The 18879-nt window shown below is 61.5% G+C and carries 19 protein-coding genes and 1 riboswitch; of the genes, 9 read left to right on the top strand and 10 right to left on the bottom strand.

Going from position 1 to position 18879, the window contains the following annotated elements:
• Positions 1 to 38 precede the first annotated feature (38 nt).
• The 5 genes from K3758_RS06015 to K3758_RS05995 all read left to right on the top strand — a co-directional run bounded on the left by K3758_RS06015 (position 39) and on the right by K3758_RS05995 (position 5634).
• A complete protein-coding gene (locus tag K3758_RS06015; protein ID WP_240791634.1) occupies positions 39 to 662 on the top strand; it encodes an acyl-homoserine-lactone synthase in 624 nt (207 codons plus the stop codon).
• Positions 663 to 906: 244 nt separating this feature from the next.
• On the top strand, positions 907 to 1566 hold the full coding sequence (locus K3758_RS06010) for an ABC transporter ATP-binding protein (RefSeq protein WP_067628983.1): 660 nt from the start codon (positions 907 to 909) through the stop codon (positions 1564 to 1566).
• On the top strand, positions 1544 to 3280 hold the full coding sequence (locus tag K3758_RS06005; protein ID WP_259948664.1) for a capsule biosynthesis protein: 1737 nt from the start codon (positions 1544 to 1546) through the stop codon (positions 3278 to 3280). Before K3758_RS06010 ends, K3758_RS06005 begins: the two co-directional genes overlap by 23 nt.
• On the top strand, positions 3277 to 4110 hold the full coding sequence (gene kdsA, locus K3758_RS06000; protein WP_067942157.1) for a 3-deoxy-8-phosphooctulonate synthase: 834 nt from the start codon (positions 3277 to 3279) through the stop codon (positions 4108 to 4110). The genes K3758_RS06005 and kdsA overlap by 4 nt, the downstream gene beginning before the upstream one ends.
• A gap of 27 nt (positions 4111 to 4137) precedes the next feature.
• Positions 4138 to 5634: a phosphomannomutase/phosphoglucomutase gene (locus tag K3758_RS05995; RefSeq protein WP_259948663.1), complete on the top strand. Its 1497-nt coding sequence runs from the start codon at positions 4138 to 4140 to the stop codon at positions 5632 to 5634.
• Between the two features lie 77 nt (positions 5635 to 5711).
• Here the strand turns inward: K3758_RS05995 and K3758_RS05990 are convergent, their stop codons facing one another.
• From K3758_RS05990 to K3758_RS05970, 5 genes are all read right to left on the bottom strand, one after another.
• A complete protein-coding gene (locus K3758_RS05990) occupies positions 5712 to 6359 on the bottom strand; it encodes a phosphoribosylanthranilate isomerase (RefSeq protein WP_259948659.1) in 648 nt (215 codons plus the stop codon).
• A 9-nt stretch (positions 6360 to 6368) separates the two neighbouring features.
• Positions 6369 to 6719: a lipopolysaccharide assembly protein LapA domain-containing protein gene (locus tag K3758_RS05985; RefSeq protein WP_259948657.1), complete on the bottom strand. Its 351-nt coding sequence runs from the start codon at positions 6717 to 6719 to the stop codon at positions 6369 to 6371.
• Positions 6719 to 7003 carry an integration host factor subunit beta gene (ihfB, locus tag K3758_RS05980; RefSeq protein WP_067626061.1) on the bottom strand — a complete coding sequence of 95 codons (285 nt, stop codon included), beginning with the start codon at positions 7001 to 7003 and terminating at the stop codon, positions 6719 to 6721. Before ihfB ends, K3758_RS05985 begins: the two co-directional genes overlap by 1 nt.
• 284 nt (positions 7004 to 7287) lie before the next feature.
• Positions 7288 to 9309: a 30S ribosomal protein S1 gene (rpsA, locus tag K3758_RS05975; protein WP_259948653.1), complete on the bottom strand. Its 2022-nt coding sequence runs from the start codon at positions 9307 to 9309 to the stop codon at positions 7288 to 7290.
• A 101-nt stretch (positions 9310 to 9410) separates the two neighbouring features.
• On the bottom strand, positions 9411 to 10172 hold the full coding sequence (locus tag K3758_RS05970; protein ID WP_259948652.1) for a response regulator: 762 nt from the start codon (positions 10170 to 10172) through the stop codon (positions 9411 to 9413).
• Between the two features lie 130 nt (positions 10173 to 10302).
• Between K3758_RS05970 and trmB the strand changes: the two genes are divergently transcribed.
• The 4 genes from trmB to K3758_RS05950 all read left to right on the top strand — a co-directional run bounded on the left by trmB (position 10303) and on the right by K3758_RS05950 (position 13595).
• Positions 10303 to 11004 carry a tRNA (guanosine(46)-N7)-methyltransferase TrmB gene (gene trmB / locus K3758_RS05965; protein ID WP_259948650.1) on the top strand — a complete coding sequence of 234 codons (702 nt, stop codon included), beginning with the start codon at positions 10303 to 10305 and terminating at the stop codon, positions 11002 to 11004.
• A 106-nt stretch (positions 11005 to 11110) separates the two neighbouring features.
• Complete coding sequence (gene aroA, locus K3758_RS05960; protein WP_259948648.1) at positions 11111 to 12463, top strand: 3-phosphoshikimate 1-carboxyvinyltransferase; 1353 nt, start codon at positions 11111 to 11113, stop codon at positions 12461 to 12463.
• A complete protein-coding gene (locus K3758_RS05955) occupies positions 12460 to 12963 on the top strand; it encodes a hypothetical protein (protein WP_259948645.1) in 504 nt (167 codons plus the stop codon). Before aroA ends, K3758_RS05955 begins: the two co-directional genes overlap by 4 nt.
• Positions 12960 to 13595, top strand: a complete 636-nt coding sequence (locus tag K3758_RS05950) for a d(CMP) kinase (protein WP_259948642.1) — start codon at positions 12960 to 12962, stop codon at positions 13593 to 13595. Before K3758_RS05955 ends, K3758_RS05950 begins: the two co-directional genes overlap by 4 nt.
• 47 nt (positions 13596 to 13642) lie before the next feature.
• On the opposite strand, the gene metK is transcribed toward K3758_RS05950, so the two are convergent.
• From metK to K3758_RS05925, 5 genes are all read right to left on the bottom strand, one after another.
• A complete protein-coding gene (metK, locus tag K3758_RS05945; protein WP_067627299.1) occupies positions 13643 to 14824 on the bottom strand; it encodes a methionine adenosyltransferase in 1182 nt (393 codons plus the stop codon).
• 4 nt (positions 14825 to 14828) lie between these two features.
• Positions 14829 to 14877, bottom strand: a riboswitch (SAM-SAH riboswitch).
• Between the two features lie 31 nt (positions 14878 to 14908).
• On the bottom strand, positions 14909 to 16408 hold the full coding sequence (gene lnt / locus K3758_RS05940) for an apolipoprotein N-acyltransferase (RefSeq protein WP_259948640.1): 1500 nt from the start codon (positions 16406 to 16408) through the stop codon (positions 14909 to 14911).
• Complete coding sequence (locus tag K3758_RS05935; RefSeq protein WP_259948638.1) at positions 16405 to 17307, bottom strand: hemolysin family protein; 903 nt, start codon at positions 17305 to 17307, stop codon at positions 16405 to 16407. The genes lnt and K3758_RS05935 overlap by 4 nt, the downstream gene beginning before the upstream one ends.
• A gap of 26 nt (positions 17308 to 17333) precedes the next feature.
• Positions 17334 to 17879 carry an rRNA maturation RNase YbeY gene (gene ybeY / locus K3758_RS05930; RefSeq protein WP_259948636.1) on the bottom strand — a complete coding sequence of 182 codons (546 nt, stop codon included), beginning with the start codon at positions 17877 to 17879 and terminating at the stop codon, positions 17334 to 17336.
• Positions 17854 to 18843, bottom strand: a complete 990-nt coding sequence (locus K3758_RS05925) for a PhoH family protein (protein WP_067627305.1) — start codon at positions 18841 to 18843, stop codon at positions 17854 to 17856. The genes ybeY and K3758_RS05925 overlap by 26 nt, the downstream gene beginning before the upstream one ends.
• Positions 18844 to 18879: the final 36 nt, after the last annotated feature.

Here is an 18879-nt window from a genome sequence, read left to right as displayed (position 1 = left end):
CCTACAGCCCAGAGGCCCTCGCCCGGGCCAATCCATACATGCGTGCCACAACTTTGTCGTTTTTGAACATGCATCAGCACGGTGAATTATTCGTCAATTTCCTCCGGGCCCGACGCCGAATCTTTATCGATGACAAGCAATGGGATCTCCCTCAGGTTGATGGAATGGAGTTTGACCAATACGACACGCCCCGTGCGCGCTGGATCGTTCTGCACGAGTATGGAGAGGTCATGGGCGGCGTGCGTCTGATGCCCACCACCTCGACCTGCGCGCAGTACAGCTACATGCTGCGCGATGCGCAGCTCGGGATGCTGCCGGACATTCCGCAGGACGTGCTGTTTTTCAAAGCGCCCGTCCGCGATGACATCTGGGAAGCCACCCGCCTTTTCCTGACCAGCGCGGTCCCCGCACAGCGCCGCATTGCCGTGCAACGTATGCTCATGAACCAGATGGCCGGTGCCGCCTATGCCATGGGCGCAAGCCACGTTTTAGGCATTGTGCCTGCCACCTTTAGCCGGTGGATGACCCGGCTTGGCCTGATGAGCGCCGTGCCCGTGGGCCCTGTGCAAAACATCGACGGCGACCGCACGCAGGCGGCCTTGATGAACGTCAGCTATATCGGCGAGATGACCCCGACCGAAAGCACCCACACGCTGCACTGACCACCGCACCGACCGCAGCGCAGATAGGCAAGCCGACATCACCCCGGCGGCTTGCCCAGCAACCGCGCTACAGGCGGCGGTTTGAGCCTCCGCAGCCCTGCTCGCGCCCTGCCCGCACGGCGACTTGCGGCGGCCATCGCCTGCATTTCGACATATTGTGGTCAAATTCGGCGAATAAACGGTTAAGGTACCTCTGATACAAGAGGCGCCGAGAGGCCGCGCTCAGCACCAACCGGAGCAGGGAATGCTGGAATTTGAAAATGTGTCCAAGTCCTTTTGGACGGGATCGCAGCACAAGGTCATCCTTGACCGGGTGTCTTTTCGCGTGGAACTTGGCAAGTCCTTGGGCATTCTGGCCCCCAACGGCACCGGCAAAACCACCCTGATCAATATGATGGCCGGGCTTGAGAAACCGGATGACGGTGAGATCAGGCGTAGCTGTAACATCTCGTTTCCATTGGGTTTTATGGGCGGCGTCGTCAACAAAGTCTCAGCCATGGAAAACGCCCGCTATATCGCGCGGCTCTATGGGCTCGACCCGGATTACGTCGAAAGTTTTTGCCGCTGGCTGTGCGGCTTGGGCGAATATTTCGACCAACCGCTTGGCACCTATTCCGCGGGGATGCGGGCGCGGTTCTCTTTCGCGCTGATGTTGGCGCTGGATTTTGATATCTATCTGATTGACGAAGGCATGCCCGGCACGACAGACGTAGAGTTCAACCGCAAGGCGGGCGACATTCTGAAAGAACGGCTGCAAACCACGACGATCATCATCGTTTCGCATCAGGCCCATACGCTTGAAAAGTTCGCCCGCTCCGCCGCTGTCCTTTTGGATGGTAAATTACATATGTTCGACACCTTGGAAGAAGCGAAACAGCTCTATGACTACGAAACCCAAGGCTAGGAAATTCCGCATCCGCAAGGCACCGCCGCCCGCGGCATCCGGCGCATCGCCGAGCAGTGCCGCGAAAGCGCAGGCACCGCAGACCGATGCCGAAAAGGCCGAGCGAACGGCCAAGCTGCGCGCCGTGGCCGATGCAACGCAGGTAGAACCATCGTACAGCAAGGAAGCCTTGGAACATGCCGCGCGCAGCGGCAAAACCTCTGAGCCTGAAAGCCCCCGCAGCGGAGAGGTATCCTCGGCCAAGGAAGTGTCGGCCGAGCAGGATATCGACGCGATCCGCCGCGAAGGGTTGACGGGCCGCCAATTGCGCATGGCGCGCCGCGTGGCGCAGAAACACGGGCTGGCACCGACCTCGGATTTCGACGCCGTGCGCCTTTTGCGCGCCAAGGGGATCGACCCGTTTCAACGGTCCAACATGCTGGAACTTGTGGTGCCGCAATCGGGCGATCAGGGCGGCAGCGATCTGCCCGCCACCCGTGGGCAGCCCGGCGACGCAAAGGTGCAGCTGCCGCAGACCACCCCGCGCGGCCCCCGCGGCCTGCCCTCGACCGATGTGAGCCCCGCAGAGCGCCGCCAGCGCGAGATTTCGGATATTCAGCGCGACATCACCCGCCGCCGTCGCCGTAAAGCGGCCATGCTGATGGTGCGGCTCGCCTTCTTTGTCATGCTGCCGACCTTTGCAGCCGGCTATTATTTCTACAAAATCGCCACGCCGATGTATGCCACTGAAAGCCAGTTTCTGATCATCCAAAACGAAGGCGGCGGCGGCACCAGCCCCTTTGGCGGGTTACTGCCCACGCAATTCGCCAATAGCGCAGACAGCATCGCCACGCAGGCCTATCTTCAATCGAAAGACGCGATGCTGCGCCTTGACGAAGACGCAGGCTTTCGCATGCATTTCGCAGACCCGCAGATCGACGCGATCCAGCGACTTTCGGAAAACCCCACAAATGAGGAATCCTACAAGACCTACAAAAAGAACGTCAAAATCGGCTATGACCCGACCGAAGGCGTGATCCGGATGGAGGTCATCGCCGCCGATCCAGAGGTGTCGGAAGAGTTCTCGAAACGTCTGCTCACCTATGCCGAAGAGCGGGTCAACGACCTGAGCAAGCAAAAGCGCGAAGACGGCATGCGTGACGCGCTCGAAGGCTATGAGACCGCGCAGACAAACCGCCGCGCGGCGCAGGAGGCGCTGATCAAATTGCAGGTCGACAACAACGTCGATCCCGAAGCGATGATCGCCTCGATCCGGACCCAGATCACCAATTACGAAACCCTGTTGATTGAGAAAGAACTCGAACTCGCCGCTCTGCTCGACAACCAGCGCCCGAACCAAGCCAAGGTCGACGGCGCGCGCGGCGATGTGCGGCGGCTTCGCGAACAGCTGACCAAACTGCGCGAACGCATGACCGCCGCCAACGAAGGCGAAAACTCGCTGGCGCAACAGGCGGTCGCGGCGCAGCTTGCGCAGGCCGATCTGGCCGCCGCCGACATGGTGCTGCAAAGCGCGCAAACCGCAATGGAGCAAGCCCGAACCGAGGCCGGGCGGCAGGTGCGCTACCTTACCGTGGCCGTAAACCCCGTGGCCCCGGACGAGGCGACCTACCCCCGCAAGTTCGAAAACACGATATTGGCTTTCCTTATCTTTGCAGGCATCTACCTGATGTTGTCCCTGACAGCGTCCATTCTAAGAGAACAGGTAACTTCATGACCCAGCTGCGCATTGGCAACCTGACCGTCGGCAACGACCGTCCCCTCACCGTGATCGCTGGCCCCTGCCAGTTAGAGAGCGAAGACCACGCGCAGATGATCGCAGGCATCCTGAAAGAAGCCTGCGACGCGGCTGGCGCGCAGTTCATCTTCAAGGCCAGCTATGACAAGGCCAACCGCACTTCCCTCTCGGGCAAGCGCGGATTGGGCATCGAAAAGGGTCTTCAGGTACTGCAATCCGTGGCCCGCGCCAATGATGTGCCTGTGCTGACGGATGTGCATAACGAAGCGCAATGCGCCCAGGCTGGCGAAGTGGTCGACGTGCTGCAGATCCCTGCGTTTCTCTGCCGCCAGACCGATATCCTGCTGGCCGCTGGCGAGACGGGCAAGGCCGTGAACGTCAAGAAGGGCCAGTTCCTTGCCCCTTGGGAAATGCAGAACATCGTCGACAAGATCGAAAGCACCGGCAATAAAAACATCCTCTTGACCGAGCGCGGCACGACCTTTGGATACAACACGTTGGTTGCCGACATGCGCAGCCTGCCGCAGATGGCCCAAACCGGCTATCCGGTGGTGATGGACGCGACACATTCCGTCGCGCAGCCGGGTGGCAAGGGCGGCTCTTCGGGCGGTCAGCGCGAGTTTGCGCCCGTCATGGCCCGTGCCGCCGCGTCCATTGGCGTCGCCGCTATTTTTATGGAGACGCACGAAGACCCCGATCGCGCCCCCAGCGATGGGCCAAACATGATTTACCTCGACCAGATGCCGGGGCTGATCAACCTGTTGATGCAATTCGATGCGCTGGCAAAAAGCCATCCGCTGACTTTCTAAATTTATTCTATAAAGCGAGTATTTGACGTGAGTAAACCGGCCTCCACCGTGACCCCGAACACTTGGGAATTTCTCCGCGATGCGATGATCACCCCGACAGGCTTTCGCGAATATGACGCGCGTTGGAAATATCCCGACGACATCAACCTGCCCGGCATCACCGCGCTTGGCCTTGGCCTTGGCACGCAAATGCACGCGCGCGGGATCGAGCCTGTCATCGCCGTGGGCAATGACTATCGCGACTATTCGCTGTCGATCAAGAATGCGCTGATGCTGGGGCTGATGCAGGCCGGGATCACGGTCAAGGATATCGGCCCCGCCCTCTCCCCCATGGCCTATTTCGCACAGTTCTACCTTGATGCTCCGGCGGTCGCCATGGTCACCGCCAGCCACAACCCGAACGGCTGGACCGGCGTTAAAATGGGCTTCCAACGCCCCCTGACCCACGGCCCCGATGAGATGGGCGAGCTGCGCGACATCGTGCTGAATGGCCGGGGCGAGCGGCGTCCGGGCGGTGCCTATGAATTCGTCGACGGTGTGCGCGAAGCATACCTCGACGACCTCGTGGGGGACTTCAAAATGACCCGCAAGCTCAAGGTCGTCTGCGCCACCGGCAACGGCACCGCCTCGGCCTTCGCGCCTGAGCTGTTCCGCCGGCTGGGGGTCGAGGTTGTCGATAGCCACAACACGCTGGATTACACTTTCCCCCATTACAACCCGAACCCCGAAGCCATGGAAATGCTGCATGACATGGCCGACAGCGTGCGCGCCTCCGGCGCCGATCTGGCGCTTGGTTTTGATGGTGACGGCGACCGCTGCGGCGTGGTGGACAACGAGGGCGAAGAAATCTTCGCCGACAAAATGGGCGTTATTATGGCCCGCGATCTGGTGAAACTTTACCCCAACAGCACCTTCGTCGCGGATGTGAAATCCACCGGGCTCTTTGCCTCTGACCCTGAGTTGCAAAAACACGGGGCCAAGGCCGACTACTGGAAAACCGGCCACAGCCACATGAAGCGCCGCGTTAAAGAACTTGGCGCGCTGGCGGGCTTTGAGAAATCCGGCCACTATTTCTTGGCCGAGCCGATTGGCCGGGGCTATGACTGCGGCATGCGCGTGGCCGTGGAAATCTGCAAGCTGATGGACCGCAACCCGGACATGTCCATGTCCGACCTACGCCGCGCCCTGCCCCAGACTTGGGCCACGCCGACCATGTCGCCCTACGCCGCGGATACCGAGAAATACGACATCCTCGACCGTCTGGTTGAAAAGCTGGTCGCCAAAGCAGAGGCCGGAGACAAGATCGGCGGGCGCGCGATTGCCGAGGTGATCACCGTGAACGGCGCGCGCGTCATGCTCGACAACGGCGGCTGGGGCCTCGTGCGGGCGTCGTCCAACACGCCGAACCTCGTCGTGGTTTGCGAAAGCCCCGAATCCGAAGCCGAAATGCGCGCCATCTTTGCCGATATCGACGCAGTAATCCGGACTGAGCCGAGCGTGGGCGACTACGATCAATCGATCTGATCCGGCCCTTCGACGGCATGAATAGGAAAGGCCCGGGGCATTGCCACCGGGCCTTTTTTCTTTTGATCTGAAAGGGCTTACTTCAATGCCGCTTCGCAAAAGGCGCGTATGCGCTCCGCATCCTTCACCCCCGGCGCAGTTTCAACGCCAGAGGATACGTCGACCTGCCGCGCCCCGGTAAGGGCAATCGCCTCTCCGACGTTGTCGGCATTCAAACCACCGGCGAGCATCCAAGGCTTCGGCCAGCGCCGCCCTGCGATCAGCCGCCAGTCAAAGGCCAAACCATTCCCACCGGGCAGGACCGCGTCTTTCGGCGGTTTGGCATCGACCAAAAGCTGATCCGCGACCGTCACATAGTCGGTCAGCACCGCCAAATCAGCGCGATCCGCCACGCCGACGGCCTTCATCACCGGCAGCCCATAGCGGGCCTTGACCTCGGCCACCCGCGCGGGGCTTTCGCTGCCGTGAAGCTGCAGCATGTCAAGAAACGGCACCGCCGCGAGCAGCGCATCAAGCGCTGCATCATCCGCGTTGACGGTCAGCGCGACTTTGCAAATGCCATCTGGCACCGCTTCCGTCATATGGGCTGCGGCCTCAAGCGACAGATGGCGCGGGGATTTTTCGAAAAAGACAAAGCCCAGCGTCCGTGCGCCCGCCAAAAGGGCGGCGGGCACATCCGCGGGGTCGGTCAAACCGCAAATTTTTACGTTAACATTCTCGGGCATGGGAGGGGTTTAGCCTGCTTCGTCCAGCAACGCCAGCACCTCATCTTTGCCCTGATGCTTCTCTTCCTTAAGGCGGATCACTTCGCGCTCTAGGCGACGCCGCTCGCGGGCCTGTCGCGCCAGTTCTGCCCGGTGGCCGTGCTCTCGGATCCATTCCCAGACAAAACCGACCAAGAGACCCACAATAATCCCGCCAAGGATCACGATAAACAGGGGCAGTTCCACGGATGGGTTCACCGCAAACCAACCTGAAATCTCGGCTGGAAGTACCTGAAGTGTCACGATATTTCGGTTCGCCAAGGCAACGGAAACCAGCGCCACCGCGAACAGCGCGATGCAGGCATAACGAATGTAACGCATCAGCTTTTCCCGTTCAGCCGGTCACGCAGCAACTTGCCGGTCTTAAAGAAAGGCACGTGCTTTTCTTCGACATTCACTGTCTCACCGGTGCGCGGATTGCGCCCCACGCGGGCATCTCGTTTTTTGACGGAAAAAGCGCCAAAGCCGCGCAGTTCGACCCGGTCCCCACGCGACATGGCGCCCGTGATCTCGTCAAAGACCGTGTTTACGATCCGCTCAACATCACGTTGATAAAGATGCGGATTGTCGTCAGCGATCTTCTGGATCAGTTCCGACCGGATCATGGCACGTCCCCCGAGAATTTATTGATGTCTTAACCGACTATAGGAAATAACGCCCCACACGGGAAGGTGTTCCACCAGCGCTGCGATAGATTTTTCGCAGCGAAACCCCTGTTATTTCGGCTTTTTTCCGCCGCTTGCTGCCCGCGAAGGCCCTGATGCACAGGGATTGGGCGCACATCCCTAATCCCGCTTTGCGATTCGACTGCGGGGGGCGAAGGCAAAAAGGCCCCGCATGTTGCCATGCGGGGCCTTCGTTAAGATCACACATTCAACGTGGAATGTGCTTACTCGTCGTCGCCTTTCAGCGCCGCACCAAGGATATCGCCCAAGCTCGCGCCGGAGTCGGAGGAACCGTACTGCTGTACTGCCTCTTTCTCTTCTGCGATCTCGCGTGCCTTGATGGAGACGCCCAGACGGTGTGCTTTCGCGTCGACGTTGGTGATGCGCACGTCAACCTTGTCACCGACCGAGAAACGCTCAGGGCGCTGTTCGGCACGGTCACGGCTGAGGTCGGAACGACGGATGAAGCTCTTCATGCCTTCGTATTCGACTTCGATGCCACCTTCTTCGATGGAAGTCACGGTCACGGTCACGATCGAGCCGCGCTTCACGCCGCCAACGGCTTCGGCGAACTTGTCACCGCCAACGTTCTTGATCGAGAGCGAGATGCGCTCTTTCTCAACGTCGACTTCGGAGACAACGGCCTGAACCACGTCACCTTTACGGTAGTCTTGGATCGCTTCTTCGCCGCGCTGGTCCCAGCTGAGGTCGGAGAGGTGAACCATGCCGTCGATGTCGCCGGGCAGGCCAACGAACAGACCGAATTCGGTGATGTTCTTGACTTCGCCTTCGACCTCGGTGCCCTCGGGGTGTGTTTCAGCGAACACTTCCCATGGGTTGCGCATGGTCTGCTTGAGACCAAGGGAAACACGACGCTTGGCGCTGTCGATTTCCAGAACCATGACTTCGACTTCTTGGCTGGTGGACACGATCTTGCCGGGGTGCACGTTCTTCTTGGTCCAAGACATCTCGGACACGTGAACCAGACCTTCAACGCCCGGCTCCAGCTCAACAAATGCGCCGTAATCGGTGATGTTGGTCACACGACCGCTGTGCACGGAGGAAAGCGGGTATTTCGCGCCAACCAGATCCCACGGATCTTCTTGCAGCTGCTTCATGCCGAGGCTGATGCGGTGCGTCTCTTTGTTGATCTTGATGACCTGGACCTTGATGGTCTCGCCGATCGACAGGATCTCAGAGGGGTGGTTCACGCGACGCCATGCCATGTCGGTGACGTGCAGCAGGCCATCAACGCCGCCAAGGTCAACAAACGCACCGTATTCGGTGATGTTCTTGACCACACCATCGACGGTCTGACCTTCGGTCAGGTTGCCAATGACTTCGGCACGCTGTTCGGCACGGGACTCTTCGAGGATCGCACGGCGCGATACAACGATGTTGCCACGACGGCGGTCCATCTTGAGGATTTGGAACGGCTGCTTGAGACCCATGAGCGGGCCCGCGTCGCGCACGGGGCGGACGTCGACCTGCGAACCGGGCAGGAACGCAACTGCGCCGCCGAGGTCGACGGTGAAGCCACCTTTGACACGGCCAAAGATCGCGCCTTCGACACGCTCTTCTGCGGCATAGGCTTTTTCCAGACGATCCCAGGCTTCCTCACGGCGGGCCATTTCGCGGCTGATGACAGCTTCGCCACGCGCGTTTTCGACTTGGCGAAGGAAAACTTCGACTTCGTCGCCAACTTCGATTTTGGGGGATTCGCCGGGATCAGCAAATTCTTTAAGCTCAACGCGGCCTTCCATTTTGTAGCCGACGTCGATGATGGCTTGGCCCGCTTCGACAGCGATCACCTTGCCTTTGACGACTGTGCCCTCTTGGGGCGTGTCCATTTCGAAGCTTTCGTTCAGAAGCGCTTCGAATTCGTCCATTGCTTTAGTCATGTAGCTTTTCGTATCCTTATCAAATGTTTCTGGCCGCGCGGTTGTCTCCGCCGGTCTGGAGTTGCAATTGGTCGTCGTGGTGGCACCGTGCAGATCACGCCGGAGAAACTCCGAAGCAAAGGCACAGCGGTAAACCCGCAGCCGAACGCAAACAAAAGAGGGCCGGTTGGTACCGACCCTGCCCGTTATATCGCGCCCGAAGCTGTAACCGCCCCTTAGACAGGGCGCGTATAGGCTAATTTTATCGCTCCTGCAAGGGCTATGCGTGCGTTTGGCCGGTGATATGCGGAGGTCTGCCGGGTGGTGGCGCTGCGAGGAGTGGCAAAAATCAGGGATGCACGGCACGATCCACGCGAGCGGAAAAGACAGACGGGGCCCGCCCCGCCGACGCGCACCAAGCGCGCCCTACGACGCCTGCGCGAACAGCCTCACCGTAGGCAACCCCGTCACCCGACTGCCCCGCCCCATCCGGCACCCAGACCCGGTGTCGGTTTTGGCGGATCGGCAAGATCGCCTTCAGCAAGCTCGCTGCCTTGAAAGCTGGCCAGATCCTCTACAAACTCCCACAGGCGTAGGAAAGTATAATCGACCTTTGCCAGCTCTTCCTCCACCAGCGCCGGGTTCGACCGGTCGAGCGCGCGCAGGTCGCGCATCACGTCGCCGACCATCGGCTTTATCTCCTGCGCACATTCACCGGCAAAGCGCCGCAGAACACTCTGAACCTCAGAGCGTTTCTGCTCCTGCGTGGTGATGCCCAGTTGCAGTGCTGTCTTTTGCAGGGCGTTGAAAGCCGAGCGTCGCAAAGTGCTTTGCGAAAGCTCATCCTTGGCGATGTAATCGCTACACCCGCCGCGCAGCGCCTCGATCGCCACCTCGGTTTGATCCGTCCCGGTGACCATCACGGTTGCCGCGGCACCGTTCTGCGGATGTGCCCGGATCATCTGCAGCCCGCACAACCCGTCCCCGTCGGGCAGGTTGTAATCCAGCAGGATCAGGTCAAACTCCCCCTCATCCAACTGCTGGGCAAGGGCGGCGATACTCTCCGCCTCGGACATTCGGATGGGAAAGTCGAGCCCACCGCAAAGCCGTTTGATCCGCATGCGATCAAACCGCTGATCATCCACAATCAGGATGCGCGCCACAGTGCCCGGCGTAGTCGTACCGCCTGCCGTATCGCCCGCGCCGGCCTCATGCCTTGCCACGCTCATCAGCTGTCTCCCTGCATTGCCCCGACATCTATGCGCATGGAGCCTAACAAATGATTAACCCCCACCTATTCGACACCGCCCCTGCAGAGGAATGTTGCGGTGGCGCGGCGGGGCGGCTACATGAGCCGCCATGAGTGAAACAGAACGCCCCCGCCGCAACTTCTATGGCCGCCTCAAAGGCAAATCCCTGAAGAAGTCGCAAAAGACCTATATCGACGAGGATCTCGACGCATTGTCGCCGGGGGCCGTTGATTGGGAGAGCAATCCCGACCGCACACCGCTGGACCTCGACACGCTCTTTGACGGGCGCAAGGTCTGGCTGGAAATCGGCTTTGGCGGTGGTGAGCATCTGGTGCATCAGGCGGGGCAAAACCCGGACGTCGGCATCATCGGCTGTGAGCCTTACATCAACGGTGTTGCGATGCTGCTGGGCAAAATCCGGCGGGCGGGCGTCGATAACCTCGCCATTCATCCCGGTGACGTCCGCGATATGTTCGATGTGCTGCCCGAAGCCTCCATCGACCGGGCGTTTTTGCTCTATCCCGACCCTTGGCCAAAAACCCGCCACCACCGCCGCCGCTTTGTCACGCCCGAGCATCTGCAGCCTCTGGCCCGCGTGTTGAAACCCGGTGCGATTTTCCGCGTGGCGACGGATATCGAAGACTACGTGCGCCAGACCCTCGAACAGGTGCCGCAGCACGGGTTTGATTGGCTGGCCGAAGGGCCGGACGATTGGCGTGCGCCTTGGGACGATTGGATTTCTACTCGCTACGAGCAAAAAGCGCTGCGCGAAGGGCGCACCCCGCATTACCTGACCTTCCGCAAACGCTGAGCCCGAGCGCCTGATACCACCCTGATTACAATCCATTGCACGCGCGGCGATGGACGCTGCCGCCCGCCTGCGATAATAGGGGCCTCAAGCAGATTAGAGGTACCTCATGTCCAGTCACGGCAGCCCCATTCCCATGTCATCGCGCGCCTGCGGGCCGCTTAGCGGCACCGCCGAGGTGCCCGGCGACAAGTCGATCTCGCACCGCAGCCTGATCCTTGGTGCCATGGCCGTGGGCGAGACCACGATCACCGGGCTTTTGGAGGGGCAAGACGTGCTCGACACCGCCAAAGCCATGCGCGCTTTCGGGGCCGAGGTGATCGACCACGGCGGCGGCTCTTACTCCGTGCATGGCGTCGGCGTTGGCGGCTTTGCCGAGCCTGAGAATGTGATCGATTGCGGCAACTCCGGTACCGGCGTGCGGCTTTTGATGGGGGCGATGGCGACATCTGCGATCAGCGTGACATTCACCGGCGATGCCAGCCTCAACAGCCGCCCCATGGCACGGGTGACCGACCCGCTGGCGCTATTCGGCACGCAATCCGTGGGCCGCGCCGGGGGCCGCCTGCCGATGACCCTCGTGGGCGCGGCTGAACCTGTGCCGGTGCGCTATACTGTCCCGGTCCCTTCGGCGCAGGTCAAATCCGCCGTGCTGCTGGCGGGGTTGAATGCCCCCGGCAAAACCGTCGTGATTGAGGCGGAAGCCACGCGCGACCATACCGAGCGGATGCTGGCAGGTTTCGGCGCCGAGATCACGGTCGAAGAGACCGAGGAAGGCCGCGTCATCACCCTGACCGGCCAGCCCGAGCTAAAACCACAACATATCGACGTGCCGCGCGACCCCTCCTCTGCTGCCTTTCCGGTTTGCGCGGCGCTGATCGTGCCGGGCTCTGACGTGCTGGTGCCGGGCATCGGGCTGAACCCCACGCGCGCGGGGCTGTTCACCACCCTGCGCGAGATGGGCGCGGACCTGACCTATGAAAACGAGCGCACCGAAGGCGGCGAGCCTGTGGCCGACCTGCGGGCGAAATTCTCCCCCAACCTCCGTGGCATCGAAGTCCCCTCCGAAAGCGCGGCGAGCATGATCGACGAATATCCCGTGCTCTCGGTCGTGGCGGCCTGTGCCACGGGAGACACCGTGATGCGCGGCGTCAAGGAATTGCGCGTCAAGGAAAGCGACCGCATCGAGGCCATGGCCTCGGGGCTGCGCGCCAATGGTATCGAAGTCGAAGACGGGCCGGATTGGTGGATCGTCAAAGGGCGGGGCCATGGCAATATCCCCGGGGGCGCGACCTGCCAAAGCCATTTGGACCACCGCATCGCCATGTCGTTCCTGATCCTCGGCATGGTCGCGCAAAACCCGGTGCAGGTGGATGACGGCGGCCCCATTGCCACGTCTTTCCCGATTTTCGAGCCGCTGATGGCGTCCTTGGGGGCACAGGTCGAACGGCTGCCTGCGTGATAGGCGACCGGCTCATCTGGCTCAGCCTCTGCGCCGCACTGGCCTTTGCAGCCCTTGCGGGCTTTGCCGAAACCTACCTGCGCGCGGGGGGCATGGGGGTCTTGGACGGGCGGCTTTTGGGCTATGATCTGGCCGAGGCGCGCGCCTATTTCGCCGCCCTCAGCCCGAGGCAGACCGCACTCTACCTCGGCCAGTTCCGGCTGGCTGACACGGCCTTCCCTGCGCTTTTGGCGCTGGCGCTGTTGCTGTGGTTTCGGCGTTGGTCGGCGGGCGGGCTTCGACTGGCGCTGACGCTGGCCGTCGCGCTCTACCTCGGGGCGGATTACACCGAGAACATGCTGATCGGGCGGCTCATTGAACTGGGGCCAGAACGGCTGACGGGACAAGCGGTCGCGACCGCCAGCCTGTTTACGCAGGCGAAATGGATGATACTGGCGGCCTGTTTCGGAGCGGCCCTGCTGCTTGGCCTACGGGCGCGCAACGAAAGGAACCTGCAATGACGAAGAACACCAGCGGCGGCATGACCGTCGCCATCGACGGCCCCGCAGCGGCGGGCAAAGGCACGGTCGCCAAGGCCGTCGCGGCGCATTTCGGCTTTGCGCATCTCGACACCGGGCTTTTGTACCGCGCGGTGGCCGCGAAAACCCTTACCGGGATGGACGCCGAAGAGGCCGCGCAAACCCTCGCCCCTGTCGATCTCGAAGACCCCAGCCTGCGCAACCCGGATGTCGCGCAGGAAGCCAGCAAAGTGGCGGTGATCCCCGCGGTACGGGCTGCCCTCGTGCGGTTCCAGCGCAGCTTTGCCACCCGCGCGGGCGGTGCCGTACTGGACGGGCGCGACATCGGCACGGTCATCTGCCCAGATGCGCCGGTGAAACTCTTTATCACCGCCAGCCCCGAAGTGCGCGCGCAGCGCCGCTTTGCAGAGCTTGCGGGCAAGGGGATTGAGATCACCTATGAAACCGTGTTGGAAGACGTCAAACAGCGCGACCTTCGCGACATGAGCCGCGACCAAGCGCCGCTGAAACCGGCCGACGAAGCCAAGCAGATCGACACGACTGAGATGGCGATTGAAGATGCGGTGGCCGCCGCGGTCGCTCTCATTGAGGCCAAACAGGCCGAGCGGGGCTAAACGCCGCGAAGCCGAGAGGGTGGGCGCGACCGCCCACCCCTATATCGTTATACTGCCGCCTTAAGCTGATCGACCAGATCACGGCGCTCCCAGCTGAAACCGCCATCGGCATCAGGCGCGCGGCCAAAGTGGCCATAGGCCGCCGTGCGCTGGTAGATCGGCTTGTTCAACTGCAGATGCTCGCGAATGCCGCGCGGGGTCAGGTCGATGATCTGGCGGATCGCCTTTTCAATCGCCGCATCATGCACGTCGCCGGTGCCATGGGTGTCGCAATAGATCGACAGCGGCTCGCTCACGCCAATCGCATAGCTAAGCTGAATGGTGCATTTCTTGGCCATCCCCGCTGCCACAACGTTCTTGGCCAAATAGCGCGCCACATAGGCGGCTGAGCGGTCAACCTTGGTCGGGTCTTTGCCCGAAAACGCACCGCCGCCGTGCGGGGCCGCGCCGCCATAGGTGTCGACAATGATCTTACGCCCAGTCAGGCCCGCGTCGCCATCCGGCCCGCCGATGACAAAGACGCCCGTGGGGTTCACGTGCCAGACGGTGTCATCGTCGATCCAGCCCTCGGGCAGCACTTCGCGGATGTAAGGCTCTACGATGTCGCGGATATCGGCGCTGGTCTGGCGTTCGCTCTCATGCTGGGTCGAGAGCACGATGGAGCTGACCCCCACTGGCTTGCCGTTTTCATAGCGCACCGAAAGCTGGCTTTTGGCGTCGGGCCGCAGGGTTGGCTCGGTGCCGTCCTTGCGCACTTCGGCCAGACGCCGCAGCACCGCATGAGCGTAGTGGATCGGAGCGGGCATCAGCTCGGGCGTCTCGTCGGTGGCGAAACCGAACATGATGCCTTGATCGCCTGCGCCCTCTTCCTTTTCACCCGACGCATCAACGCCTTGGGCGATGTGGGCGGATTGGGGGTGCAGCAGGTTGGTGATCTCACATGTCGCGTGGTGGAACTCATCCTGCTCATAACCGATGTCTTTGATGCAGGCGCGGGCGATGTCTTCGACACCGGCCAGATATTCGTCAAGCTTGGCCTTGTTGGCCAGACCGACCTCGCCCCCGATTACAACACGGTTGGTGGTGGCAAAGGTTTCGGCGGCGACCCGCGCTTCGGGTTCCTCGCTGATGAAAGCGTCGAGGATCGCATCGGAAATCCGGTCGCAGACCTTATCCGGGTGCCCCTCGGAAACGGATTCCGAAGTGAAAGTGTAGTTCTGACGGGACATGTAGTGCTCCAATAAAAATTACGCACCACGTCAGGAAGCCGTTGTGGTGCTCTGCCAATGGCTTAGACAACCGCTAGTGGATGGTCAATCGGCATTCCCGGGGCTGCGGCGGCGGGCCACGGCAAGCCCCGCAAGGCACAGCGCCAAGAGCACAGAAAGCGGCAAATCTCCGCTCCGGCTATAGAGTGTGGGCGGCAAGGGCGCGGGCAGTGGCGCGTCGATGAACCCTTCGGTGTTCAGCGCCAGCGATGCGGTCACACGCCCCTGTGGGTCGATCATCGCCGAGATGCCAGTGTTGGCCGCACGGGCCATCGGCAGCCCCTGCTCAATCGCGCGCATCCGCGCTTGGGCAAGGTGCTGGCGCGGACCCGCGGCCTTGCCAAACCACGCATCGTTGGTGACTTGCATCAGAAACGCGGGCCGCGCCGGGGCGGCGTTCACGTCATGGGCAAAGACGGCCTCATAGCAGATCAGCGGCAATGCCGCGCCGAGCGGTCCGATATCCAAAAGCTGCGCGCCCGGCCCGCTGGAAAAGCCGTTGCCCTCCTGCGCCGCGAGCCCGTGGATCCCGAAACGCGCCATCAGATCGCCCAGCGGCATATATTCGCCAAAGGGCACGAGATGGTGTTTGTCATAGACCTGTCCGACCGCTCCATCGGCATCCAGCACCACCAGCGAGTTGTAATAGCGCATGTTCGACCGGCGCTGCACGCCCAGAACCACCGGCACGTCAGAGGCGGCTCCAATCTCGGCCAGCGCACTGCCCGCCATATCCAGCGCCCATGGGATCGCGGTTTCGGGCCAGATTACCAGATCAGGCGCTTGGCCCCCGTCTTGCGGCGCGGCGGCGGTATAGTCGAGTTGCCGTGTGAAGAAGAATTCGAATTTGTCGGCGTTCCACTTCTCTCGCTGGGTCGCATTGGGCTGCACCAACCGCACCACATGATCAGTCAGAACCGCTGGCGGCGCTTGCGGTGGCAGCAGCAAGAGCAGAACGGTCGACAGCGCCAGCGTCCCCTGCCCCAATCGCAGCGCCAAAGGGCCACGCAGCAACAAGGTCGTGGCAATGGCAAAAAGCCAGAGGTTCAGCGCATAGGGGCCGACCCAAGCCAACCCCTGCCCGGCCATCACGCCGACCAGCGCCTGCGCGGGCATGGCCCATGGGAAACCGGTGAAAATATAGGCGCGCAGCAGTTCCACCGCCGCCCACGCCAGCGCCAAGGCCAGCCCGCGCCGTGGCGCAATCCAGCGGGCAAGACCAAAGGCCAACCCCCAGAACAGCGCCATGCCTGCCGCCAGCAAGATCAGCGCAAAGGGCGCCATCCAGCCGTGGCGGGCCACATCGACCAAGAAGGGCGACACGATCCATTGCAGCGCGTGCAGGAAATAGCCAAAGCCAAAGCCCCAGCCCAAAAGCGCCGCGCGGAACGGGCCGCCAGATTGCGCACGGTACAGCCAAAACGCCGCCACCAGCCCGGCGAAAAGCAAAAGCGGCAGTTCATAGGGTGCTTGCCCGAAGGCGGCAATGGCGCCGGCGATCGGAGCCAGCAACATCCGGCCCCGCATCGCCAGCCGCTGCCTCATCCCCCGGCCCCTTGGGTGCGGACCCGCAACCTTTTGATGCGGCGTGGATCGGCGTCGATCACTTCGAACTCAGGGCCATCGGGGTGCAAAACCACTTCGCCGCGTGCCGGAACCCGGCCGGACAGCATGAAGACCAACCCGCCAAGGGTGTCGATCTCCTCTTCGTCGACGGTCTCATGGTCGGTCAGGGAATGGCCGATCTCAGCCTCGAAATCGCCCAATGGTGTCTTGGCCAGTGCCAGATAGGTGCCGGGTTTTTCGACCGTCCAATAGGTGCCCTCGTCGACATCATGTTCGTCTTCGATTTCGCCTATGACCTGTTCGATCAGGTCTTCGATGGTGACCAGGCCGTCAACGCCGCCATATTCATCAATCACCAAGGCCATATGGCGCCGCTCCGCCTGCATCTTGGTCAGCAGCACCCCGATGGTCATCGACGGCGGCACATAGACCAAGGGGCGCAGCATGGCGCGCAGATCGAATTTGGTGTTTTTGCCATTAAACCCGTGGTTTAGCGCAAGGTCTTTAAGGTGCACCATGCCCACGGGCGTGTCCAGCGTGCCATCGTAAACCGGGAGGCGGGTCATCCCGCTTTCCTTGAACACCGCCACAAGCTCATCCAGCGTGGCGCTGACCGGCACGGCGGTGATATCCGCCTTGGGCACCGCCACATCATCAACCCGCATCCGGCGCAGGTTGATCATGCCGTGGCCCGAGGGCCGCTCGGCCTCTGCCGATGCCTCGGGGGTGTCATCCTCGCTGTCCGATGGGCTTAATGCCTCGAACACCCGAGAAAAGAAATTGCCGGTGCGCATTGCGCTCTCGTCCGGCAGCTCATGTCTATCTTCATCCGCAAGCGCGCTCTGCGCCGCCTCAGATGATCCGTCTGTATCGCCCATTGGGTCCCGTCTGTGTTACAAGCCCCCTAAGGGCCATTTTCCTTATATGGGTCATCATAACCCATTTTGCCAAGTATTTCGCGCTCTAACCCCTCCATCAACATAGCGTCGGGGTCATTTTCGTGGTCATAGCCCAGAAGATGCAACAGCCCATGTACGATGAGATGGGTCACATGCGCATTCAAAGGCTTGGCCGCCGCATTGGCTTCGGCAGCACATGTCTCATAAGCCATGGCGATGTCGCCCAGTTCAAGCATTCCGTCAATGCCGGGGGCGACGGGCAGCGGATCGCCGCCCGGCGCGGCGGCACCGCGTTCCTCCGCAGGCCAGCTGAGCACATTTGTGGCACGCGCCTTGCCACGAAAATCTTCGTTCAGCACAGCAATACGCGCATCATCGCAGGCCAGCAGGGTCATTTCAGCGGTTTCCGCGTCCAGCCCCAGGTGCCCTAGCGTGGCGTGCGCTGCGGCATGCGCCAGCGGCTCAAGGTCGACCGCCTCCCAGCGGTCGTCCTCAATCACGATATCGAAATCTTCAAGCATTACGTCAAGCGGCACCGCTATCCGCCTCATAAGCCTCGATAATTGCCGCAACCAGCGGGTGGCGCACAACGTCCTTGGAGGTGAAGTAATTAAAACTGATACTCGGGATCGTTTTTAGCAGCCGTTCGGCATCCTGAAGCCCAGACTGCACGCCACGCGGCAAGTCGATCTGGGTGCGGTCGCCGGTGATCACCATACGGGAGTTCTGCCCCAGACGTGTCAGGAACATCTTCATCTGCATCGACGTGGCGTTCTGCGCCTCATCCAACACGACAAAAGCATTCGACAATGTCCGCCCCCGCATAAAGGCCAGCGGCGCGATCTCGATGCGCTTTTCTTCCAGCAGCTTGGCCAATTGTTTGCCCGGCAGGAAATCATTCAGCGCGTCATAGAGCGGCTGCATATAGGGATCGACCTTGTCCTTCATGTCACCGGGCAGATAGCCCAGCTTTTCGCCCGCTTCGACCGCAGGACGGCTGAGAATAATCCGGTCCACATGGCCGCCGATGAACATCGACACGCCCACCGCCACGGCCAGATAGGTTTTGCCGGTGCCCGCAGGACCGATGCCAAAGGCCAGTTCATTGTCGAACAGCGATTGCACATAGGCTTTTTGCGCATCGGTGCGCGGCTCGACCCGCTTTTTACGGGTCTGGATCTCAATCGCGTCGCCCATCGGCATTTCCAACTGATCGCCCTGACGCACGCCAGTGCCCGCGCTGGAATTGCCCATGCGCAACATGCCGTCCACATCCGCAGGCTCAACCGAGCGCCCGCTTTCCAGCCGCACATAAAGCGCGTTGAGCAGGCTTTCTGCTTTTTCGACGGCCTCGCCCTCACCCAAGATCTGCAGGTGATTGCCGCGCCGGATGATCTGCACCTCGAGCGATTTCTCGATGGCAGCCAGATGCGCGTCATAGGCGCCGCAGAGGTCGATCAAAAGGCGGTTATCGGGAAATTCCACCACCCGTTCGGCCGCGGTTTCCGGTGTCATCAGATCAGTTGAAGGCAATGCGCGTATCCTTTGTGA

It is taken from the genome of Sulfitobacter sp. W002 (assembly GCF_025142135.1).
GTDB lineage: Bacteria > Pseudomonadota > Alphaproteobacteria > Rhodobacterales > Rhodobacteraceae > Sulfitobacter > Sulfitobacter profundi.
The sequence above is the reverse complement of the archived record's forward strand: the minus strand, read 5'-3'. Positions and strand labels throughout refer to the sequence as shown.

What these genes read in the sequence shown, in the direction of transcription:
- K3758_RS06015 (WP_240791634.1), top strand. Translation starts at nt 39, where the DNA reads ATGCGTGCCACAACTTTGTCGTTTTTGAACATGCATCAGCACGGTGAA.
- K3758_RS06010 (WP_067628983.1), top strand. Translation starts at nt 907, where the DNA reads ATGCTGGAATTTGAAAATGTGTCCAAGTCCTTTTGGACGGGATCGCAG.
- K3758_RS06005 (WP_259948664.1), top strand. Translation starts at nt 1,544, where the DNA reads ATGACTACGAAACCCAAGGCTAGGAAATTCCGCATCCGCAAGGCACCG.
- kdsA (WP_067942157.1), top strand. Translation starts at nt 3,277, where the DNA reads ATGACCCAGCTGCGCATTGGCAACCTGACCGTCGGCAACGACCGTCCC.
- K3758_RS05990 (WP_259948659.1), bottom strand. Translation starts at nt 6,359, where the DNA reads ATGCCCGAGAATGTTAACGTAAAAATTTGCGGTTTGACCGACCCCGCG.
- K3758_RS05985 (WP_259948657.1), bottom strand. Translation starts at nt 6,719, where the DNA reads ATGCGTTACATTCGTTATGCCTGCATCGCGCTGTTCGCGGTGGCGCTG.
- ihfB (WP_067626061.1), bottom strand. Translation starts at nt 7,003, where the DNA reads ATGATCCGGTCGGAACTGATCCAGAAGATCGCTGACGACAATCCGCAT.
- K3758_RS05970 (WP_259948652.1), bottom strand. Translation starts at nt 10,172, where the DNA reads ATGAGCGTGGCAAGGCATGAGGCCGGCGCGGGCGATACGGCAGGCGGT.
- trmB (WP_259948650.1), top strand. Translation starts at nt 10,303, where the DNA reads ATGAGTGAAACAGAACGCCCCCGCCGCAACTTCTATGGCCGCCTCAAA.
- aroA (WP_259948648.1), top strand. Translation starts at nt 11,111, where the DNA reads ATGTCCAGTCACGGCAGCCCCATTCCCATGTCATCGCGCGCCTGCGGG.
- K3758_RS05950 (WP_259948642.1), top strand. Translation starts at nt 12,960, where the DNA reads ATGACGAAGAACACCAGCGGCGGCATGACCGTCGCCATCGACGGCCCC.
- metK (WP_067627299.1), bottom strand. Translation starts at nt 14,824, where the DNA reads ATGTCCCGTCAGAACTACACTTTCACTTCGGAATCCGTTTCCGAGGGG.
- lnt (WP_259948640.1), bottom strand. Translation starts at nt 16,408, where the DNA reads ATGAGGCAGCGGCTGGCGATGCGGGGCCGGATGTTGCTGGCTCCGATC.
- K3758_RS05935 (WP_259948638.1), bottom strand. Translation starts at nt 17,307, where the DNA reads ATGGGCGATACAGACGGATCATCTGAGGCGGCGCAGAGCGCGCTTGCG.
- ybeY (WP_259948636.1), bottom strand. Translation starts at nt 17,879, where the DNA reads ATGAGGCGGATAGCGGTGCCGCTTGACGTAATGCTTGAAGATTTCGAT.
- K3758_RS05925 (WP_067627305.1), bottom strand. Translation starts at nt 18,843, where the DNA reads ATGACACCGGAAACCGCGGCCGAACGGGTGGTGGAATTTCCCGATAAC.